This window comes from bacterium, assembly GCA_035307765.1.
Classification (GTDB): Bacteria; Sysuimicrobiota; Sysuimicrobiia; order Sysuimicrobiales; family Segetimicrobiaceae; genus Segetimicrobium.
In genome coordinates this window covers 87634-94165 of the sequence record DATGHU010000013.1, presented here as the reverse complement: position 1 = coordinate 94165, position 6532 = coordinate 87634, and the positions used below count along the sequence as shown (strand labels likewise).

The window sequence follows — 6532 nt, the reverse complement described above, 5'->3', positions numbered from 1 at the left end:
CGTGCTGCTCCACACCAACCTCGGGCGCGCCCCGCTGTGTGACGCCGCGCGCCAGGCCGTCGCCGCGGCGGCCGGGGTGACGGTTCTGGAGGTCGACCCGGCGACCGGCGAGCGGAGCTCGCGCCAGCGCCATGTCGCCGCCCTGTTGCGGGAGTTGACCGGGGCGGAGGCGGCGCTTGCGGTGAACAACAACGCGGCGGCCGTCCTGCTGTCGCTGACCGCGCTGGCGCGGGGGCGCGAAGCGGTGATCTCGCGCGGGGAACTCGTCGAAATCGGCGGGAGCTTCCGCATTCCCGACATCATGGCGGCCAGCGGGTGCCGACTGGTCGAGGTAGGGACGACGAACAAGACCTACCTGCGCGATTACGAGTCGGCGCTGACCTCCGACACCGCCCTCCTCGTCAAAGTCCACCGCAGCAACTTCTCGATGCGCGGATTTGTCCACGAGGTTCCACCGGGCGACCTCGCCGCCCTGGGGCGCCGCGTCGGGATCCCGGTGGTGTTCGACATGGGGAGCGGAGCGCTGATCGACCTGAGCGCCCGCGGCCTCCCCGCGGAACCCACCGCCGGAGCCGCCGTGGCCGCCGGCGTGGACGTGATCACCTTCAGCGGGGACAAGCTCCTTGGCGGCCCGCAGGCCGGCGTGATCGTGGGGCGCGAACCAATCGTCGGCCGGATCCGGGCGCACCCGATCGCCCGGGCGGTGCGAATCGACAAGCTCGATCTGGCGGCGCTCGAGGCTACGCTGCGAGTCTACCGGGATCCGGATCGCGCGTGGGAGGCGATTCCGGTCCTGCGGATGCTGAGCGCCGATCCCTCCGTCCTCGCGTCCCGTGCCCACGAGCTGGCCGCGCGTCTCCGTGCGATGCTGGGGTCCGCCGCGACGATCGCGGTGAGCCCCACCGTTGCTGAGGCGGGTGGGGGGGCGCTCCCCGGGGTGGAGCTGCCGTCGTGGGGAGTGGCCGTCTGCCCGGCGGATGGGTCCCCGCAGATGTGGGAGCGGCATTTGCACCACGCCCGGCCTCCCGTGTTCTGTCGGATCGTCGACGACCGGTTGATCCTCGACCTCCGCACGCTGTCCCCGGAAGACCTGCCTCCCCTCGCCGCGGCCCTTGCGGCGGCCGCGGGGGGCACCGGCGCGTAGGCCCGTGGCGGTCGGCCGCGCACGGTGAGCCCTCTGCGCCCGACCCCTTCCGTCCCAGCGGCTCCCCAGGGATACGCCGTCGTCGGCACCGCCGGGCATATCGATCACGGCAAGAGCGCGCTCGTTCGGGCGCTCACCGGGATCGACCCCGACCGGCTCGAGGAGGAGAAGCGGCGGGGGATGACGATTGACCTCGGCTTCGCGCACTTCGATCTTCCCAGCGGGCGGCGGGTGGGCCTCGTGGACGTGCCCGGACACGAGCGGCTCATCCGCAACATGCTGGCGGGCTCCACCGGCCTCGACCTCGTGCTGCTGGTGATCGCGGCCGACGAGGGGGTGATGCCGCAGACGCGCGAGCATCTCGACATCCTCCGGTTCCTCAGGGTCCAGCGCGGCATCCTCGTGTTCAACAAAATCGACCTGGTGACGGACCCGGAGTGGCTGCCCCTCGTGATCGACGATACGCGGGCACTCGTCGCGGGGTCCTTTCTTGAGGGGGCGCCGATCGTCTCCGTCTCGGCGCATCGCGGTGACGGGATCCCCGCGCTCGTCGCGGCGATCGACGACGCGCTCCAGACGCTCCCTCCACGCGAGGTGGACGCTCCAACGAGGCTGCCGGTCGACCGCAGCTTCACGATGCCGGGATTTGGGACGGTGGTGACCGGCACGCTCTGGACGGGGCGGGTCCGGCCGGGGGACCTGCTCGAACTGCTTCCCGCTGAACGCGAGGTGCGCGTGCGCCAGGTGCAGAGCCACGGGGTTCCGGTCGTGGAAGCGCGGGCGGGGCAGCGCGTCGCCCTCAATATCGTGGGGGCGGCGAAGGGGGAGGTGGCGCGCGGCCACGTGCTCGCCGCTCCGGGGGCCTTCCAGCCCACGGCCGTGCTCGACGTGCGCGTCCGGCTGCTGGGTGGGGCGCCGGACCTCAAGCACAACGAGCGAATCCGGTGCTACGTCGCTGCCGACGAGGTGATCGGGCGGATCCGGCTGCTGGATCGGGGGCGCATCGGTCCCGGGGAGACAGCCCCGGCGCAGCTGCGGTTGGAACGATCGACCGTCGTGGCTCGCGGCGACCCGTTCGTCCTCCGACGGTACTCTCCCATGACCACCATCGGCGGTGGTGAGGTCATTACCGCGCGAGCCCCTCTTCGTCGTCGATCCGCGGCGGCGGCCCAGGCGGTCGTGTCGCAGGAGGGATCGGGGGTGGACGGGCAGCTGACCGCAGCCCTCGGGGCCGCCGGCCGGGATGGGACGACGGCGGACTCCCTCGCCAAGGTGGTCGGCGCGACCCGGGATCATGTCGCCGGACGCCTGGCGGACTTGGCGGCGGCGGGGGAGGCGGTCGATCTCCGGGGGCGTCTGTTCGCCGCGGGCGTGGTCCGGGCCGTGCAGGACGGGGTCCTCCGCACGCTGGAGGCGCATCACGCCGCCGCTCCCTGGCGCCGGGGGATGCCGCGGGACGACCTGAAGAGCCGCGCGTTCGGCGCCGGCGACGACCGCCTGTACGGGTACGCCGTGGACGCGCTGGTTGCGCGCGGCGAGGTCGCCGTCCAGGCAGGGTTCGTTTCGCTATCGGCCTTTCGCCTCGTCCACAACCCGCTGGAGACCTCCGCGCGCCGGGCGATCGAAGACGGGTTTCGGCGGGGCCGCTTCGGGCCGCCGAGCTTCGAGGAAGCGGTTGCCGCAGCGCAAGATCGTGCCGTGGGCGAGCGGATGTTGCAGACGCTGTTGGATGATGGAACGCTCGTGCATGTCGGCGGGGACATCACCGTTCACCGCGAAGCGCTCGCGGAAATCGAATCGCGGGTCGTCGCGCAGATCGAAGCGCACGGCGAGGTTACGGTTGCGGGACTCCGCGACCTGTTGGGAACCAGCCGGAAGTTTGCTCTGACCGTGCTGGAGTACTTTGACGCTCGGCATGTCACCCGCCGGGTCGGCGACAAGCGGGTGCTCGTACGGCCGGCCCCCCCGCCATAGCGCGCCCGCCCAATCGACGGAGCTGGACGCGGGCCCGGGGGCAGGGCGCCGCCGGCTTTGTTCGGGGGAACCTCCATCAGGTCTAGAAAAACTCGATGGTGGGTATCCATTCACAAGGAAGTTGTCTGGAGGTTAGGTCAGGGGCACGTGCGCGAGGCCCTGAGCGTCCTCCGGGCCAAGGTGCGAGCCTGCTGAGAGAGGTTGGCTGGAAGATGAGGTGGGAGAACCCGCGGACCCGCGCGGTGTGACCGCTTCACAGCACACCGATCAAGGTCTTCAACGGGTTGTTCCGTGTGCGGGAGGTGGCTCGCCTTGCAGCAACGGCATCTAAATGGTTCCAGTCTTGACCCGCCCATCAGCGCAGGCGATCCGTGCGCGCCCCGTCGTCCTAGGACGCCCCATCCCGAGCGGAGTGTGCTCCGAGGACGTCGTCGCTCCAGTAGGGGGCCCCTCGCGGGGCCGACCGTGTCCCCCGCCCGCCGGGGGGGATGCACAGGCCTCGCCGATGATTGACCGATCCGTGGACCTGGATCCCTACGTCATCCTGGTCGTTGAGGACAACCCGACCGGGCTGAAGACCGTCCGCGTGACCCTGGAAAAGGCGGGATACACGGTGCTCGAGGCCCGGAGCGGCCACGCTCTGATCGAGATGATGGCCCATCGTCCCGACCTCATTGTTCAGGACCTCATCCTGCCCGATATCGATGGGTTTGAACTGGTGCGACGGGTTCGCGGCCTTCCCGGGGGAAAGGATATCCCGATCATTGCCTATACCGGGTTTCTGACCGCCGCCGAGGAGGCCCGCAGCATTGAAACCGGATTCACCGATTACCTCTTCAAACCCGTTGCACCCAGGCAGCTCCTTGAGATGGTCGGGGCCTACTTGCCCGATCGAGATCTCCAGAAGCCAGGTGGTCGCGGACAACGACTCCTTGTCGTGGACGATGATCCGACCCACCGCAGGTTGATCGCGGCGCGCCTGGAACGCGCGGGGTTTGCCGTCGTCGCTTCCGCGAACGCCGCCGACGCGCTTGCCCGTGCGCGTGAGCTCCCGCCTGATTTGATTGTTTCGGATGTCCTCATGCCTGAGGTCGATGGGTTCCAATTCTGCCTCCAGGTGCGAGAGGATCCGCGGCTTGCCCGCACTCCCGTGCTGCTCGTTTCTTCTATCTATAGTGAGGACATCGACCAACGCCTCGCCCGTGAGGCGGGAGCCAACGGCTTAGTCGTTAAATCGCCCGGATTCGAGTCGGTCGTCGCGGCCGTGATCGCGAACCTCAACACGCCGCCCCCACCCCGCGCAACGGCCGGCGGTCCCACGCTGGGGGAGGACTATACACGCCGTCTCACCCAGCAACTGGACCGACAGGTGTCGATGAATGCACACATCCGCCAGCGGCTCATGCGGCGCGAAGCGGAGTTGGCGGTTCTCTCCAGCCTCGTCGAAGCCGTGAAGTGTGATTCGGTGGACGAGATCCTCGAGGAGATGCTCCACAAGGTGCTGCACGCTTTGGGCGCCCCCCGGGGTGTGATCTACCTCAGCGGGCCGAACGGGACACTGCGTCCGCGAGCCTGGTCGGGGTATCCCGATTCGATCCGACGCCACCTCGACGATTTCTTTGGCCACGCCCGGGTGCTTCGCGAGGCGCTCACCCGGAAAATTCCCCAGGTGATCCCCTCTTTCATCTTCCCCCCGGGGGCGGTGTTTGGGCCCGAGCGGGTGGAGCAGTCCGCGTTGATCAGCCCGCTTCTCCAACGCGGTGAGTGTGTGGGCGTGCTTGTCGCGACGTCAGGCAAGAGGGCGCTGACGGAGGAAATGCGCCCCTTTGCGCGGGCCGTCGGCAATCAGATCGGGCAGGCCTTGGGGCTGGTCCAGGTGCTGGGTGCGGCTCAGCAGGGCGAGCGCCGCTTCCGGGACACCTTCGACCATCTTCCCATCGGGCTGGCGCAGACAACCCCCAGCGGCGAGATCATTGAGGCGAACCCCGCGTTCGCGGCGATGGTCGGCTATTCGGATGCGGAGACGTTAAGGAACGTAAATGTTGGGGACCACTATATCGATTCGGTTCCCCGACCTCAACCCGATGTGTCGGCGGGCGCGGAATACCTGCCCACCGGCGGGGAGGTTCGCCTTCGACGGCGCGACGGCTCAACCCAGTGCGTGTGGCGGGTTTCGCGGGCCATCCGCGATTCCCGTGGGGGCGTGGTGTACTATGAGGAGGCGATCGTGGACACCGGCAAGCCCAAAAAGCCCGAGAAGCGGTTAAGGATCGCATCATCCTCTCGCAGAAAAAACCACGGTCGCGGTACCCGGCACAGCTGAATCGAAGAAAGTTCTCCCGCATCGCGTACCCATCAGCCGATCGCTAAATGCAAGACCGACGGCTCGGTGCGTCCGGCACCGTGATCAGTGATGGGGTGCGCGTTCGACCCATCCAGCTCGGGTGACCCACCCCTCCGGCTAATCCCATTCCGCGTGGTCCCTCAGGGTTGGCATCGCTCCGGCATCGCGCTAGAATGCAACCATCTCGAGGTCGCCACCCCAAGAAGGGCTTCCTCGCGGTGGACGCGTGATGGGGGGAGGGGCAAGGGTCCTGGTGGGCCTCGCAGTCTTCAAAACTGTCGACGAGCCTGATCGCCCGTGGTGGGTTCGATTCCCACTCCCCTCCGCCACAGCGTGCCTTATTTATCGGTACGTGCAGCGCGGAGTCTCGCGGTTTGTCCTCACGGTCCTGGAAAGGGCATCAATGGGTGCTGCGAGCCACATCAAAGGGTCTGGCGATCCAGCCACAACCGGAACGGTCGCAAGGATATTGCGCTAAGCACCGAACCTGGTCCGGCGTTATCGTTTCGCATCGGCGTGCTTCTCCCTCACTGCGGACGGGAACACCGCGGCGGTGCGGACAAAGTCGCGAGCAAACTGGCTGCTCCGGCCCCGTCATCTCATGTGTTGGGCCTATGGGCGACGGTACCGGACAGGGGGTTACATTCGCCGGCGCCCGGGCGACCAGAGCATTCGGCCGGGGGCCCCATGACACACGACGCTGCTCCTTGCCCATGAACTTGTGCCTAAAACCGCCGCGTGATGCCCGCGCCTTATGACGGTCCTAATTTAGATGGCTTCTGCTACGCCAAACACCGGCCGGCCGCGACTTGAGTGAGGGTCTGGACTGTATCCCCTCGGGGCGAGTTGGAAACCGCCGCGCCGGCGTTGCCGTCCGACCCCGCAGAGGGTCTTGTAAGAGCCAAATCCTGGGGATCGCCTTCCCGCGGGTGCCGCGATCACGCCGGTGGCCGCAGAGAGCACCCGGTGCCGGCCGGCTCATCGGACATTTGTCCGTATCCGGCGCCCCCAAATGACGATCTCGATTCGGCCTCGACTTGCTCAACCAACAACTCGCCCTTCACTCATCT

General features: G+C 68.0%; 3 protein-coding genes and 1 tRNA gene. All 4 read left to right on the top strand.

Going from position 1 to position 6532, the window contains the following annotated elements; all coding sequences use genetic code 11:
- Positions 1 to 1144, top strand: a 1144-nt coding sequence (gene selA / locus VKV57_05035; GenBank protein ID HLW59274.1) for an L-seryl-tRNA(Sec) selenium transferase, incomplete at its 5' end; no start/stop codon positions are given.
- 24 nt (positions 1145 to 1168) lie between these two features.
- Positions 1169 to 3118, top strand: a complete 1950-nt coding sequence (selB, locus tag VKV57_05030) for a selenocysteine-specific translation elongation factor (protein HLW59273.1) — start codon at positions 1169 to 1171, stop codon at positions 3116 to 3118.
- A gap of 505 nt (positions 3119 to 3623) precedes the next feature.
- Complete coding sequence (locus tag VKV57_05025) at positions 3624 to 5441, top strand: response regulator (protein HLW59272.1); 1818 nt, start codon at positions 3624 to 3626, stop codon at positions 5439 to 5441.
- Positions 5442 to 5697: 256 nt separating this feature from the next.
- Positions 5698 to 5791, top strand: a tRNA-Sec gene (locus VKV57_05020).
- Positions 5792 to 6532 lie beyond the last annotated feature (741 nt).

Coding starts and splice junctions, on each gene's coding strand:
- VKV57_05025 (HLW59272.1), top strand. CDS start 3,624: ATGATTGACCGATCCGTGGACCTGGATCCCTACGTCATCCTGGTCGTT.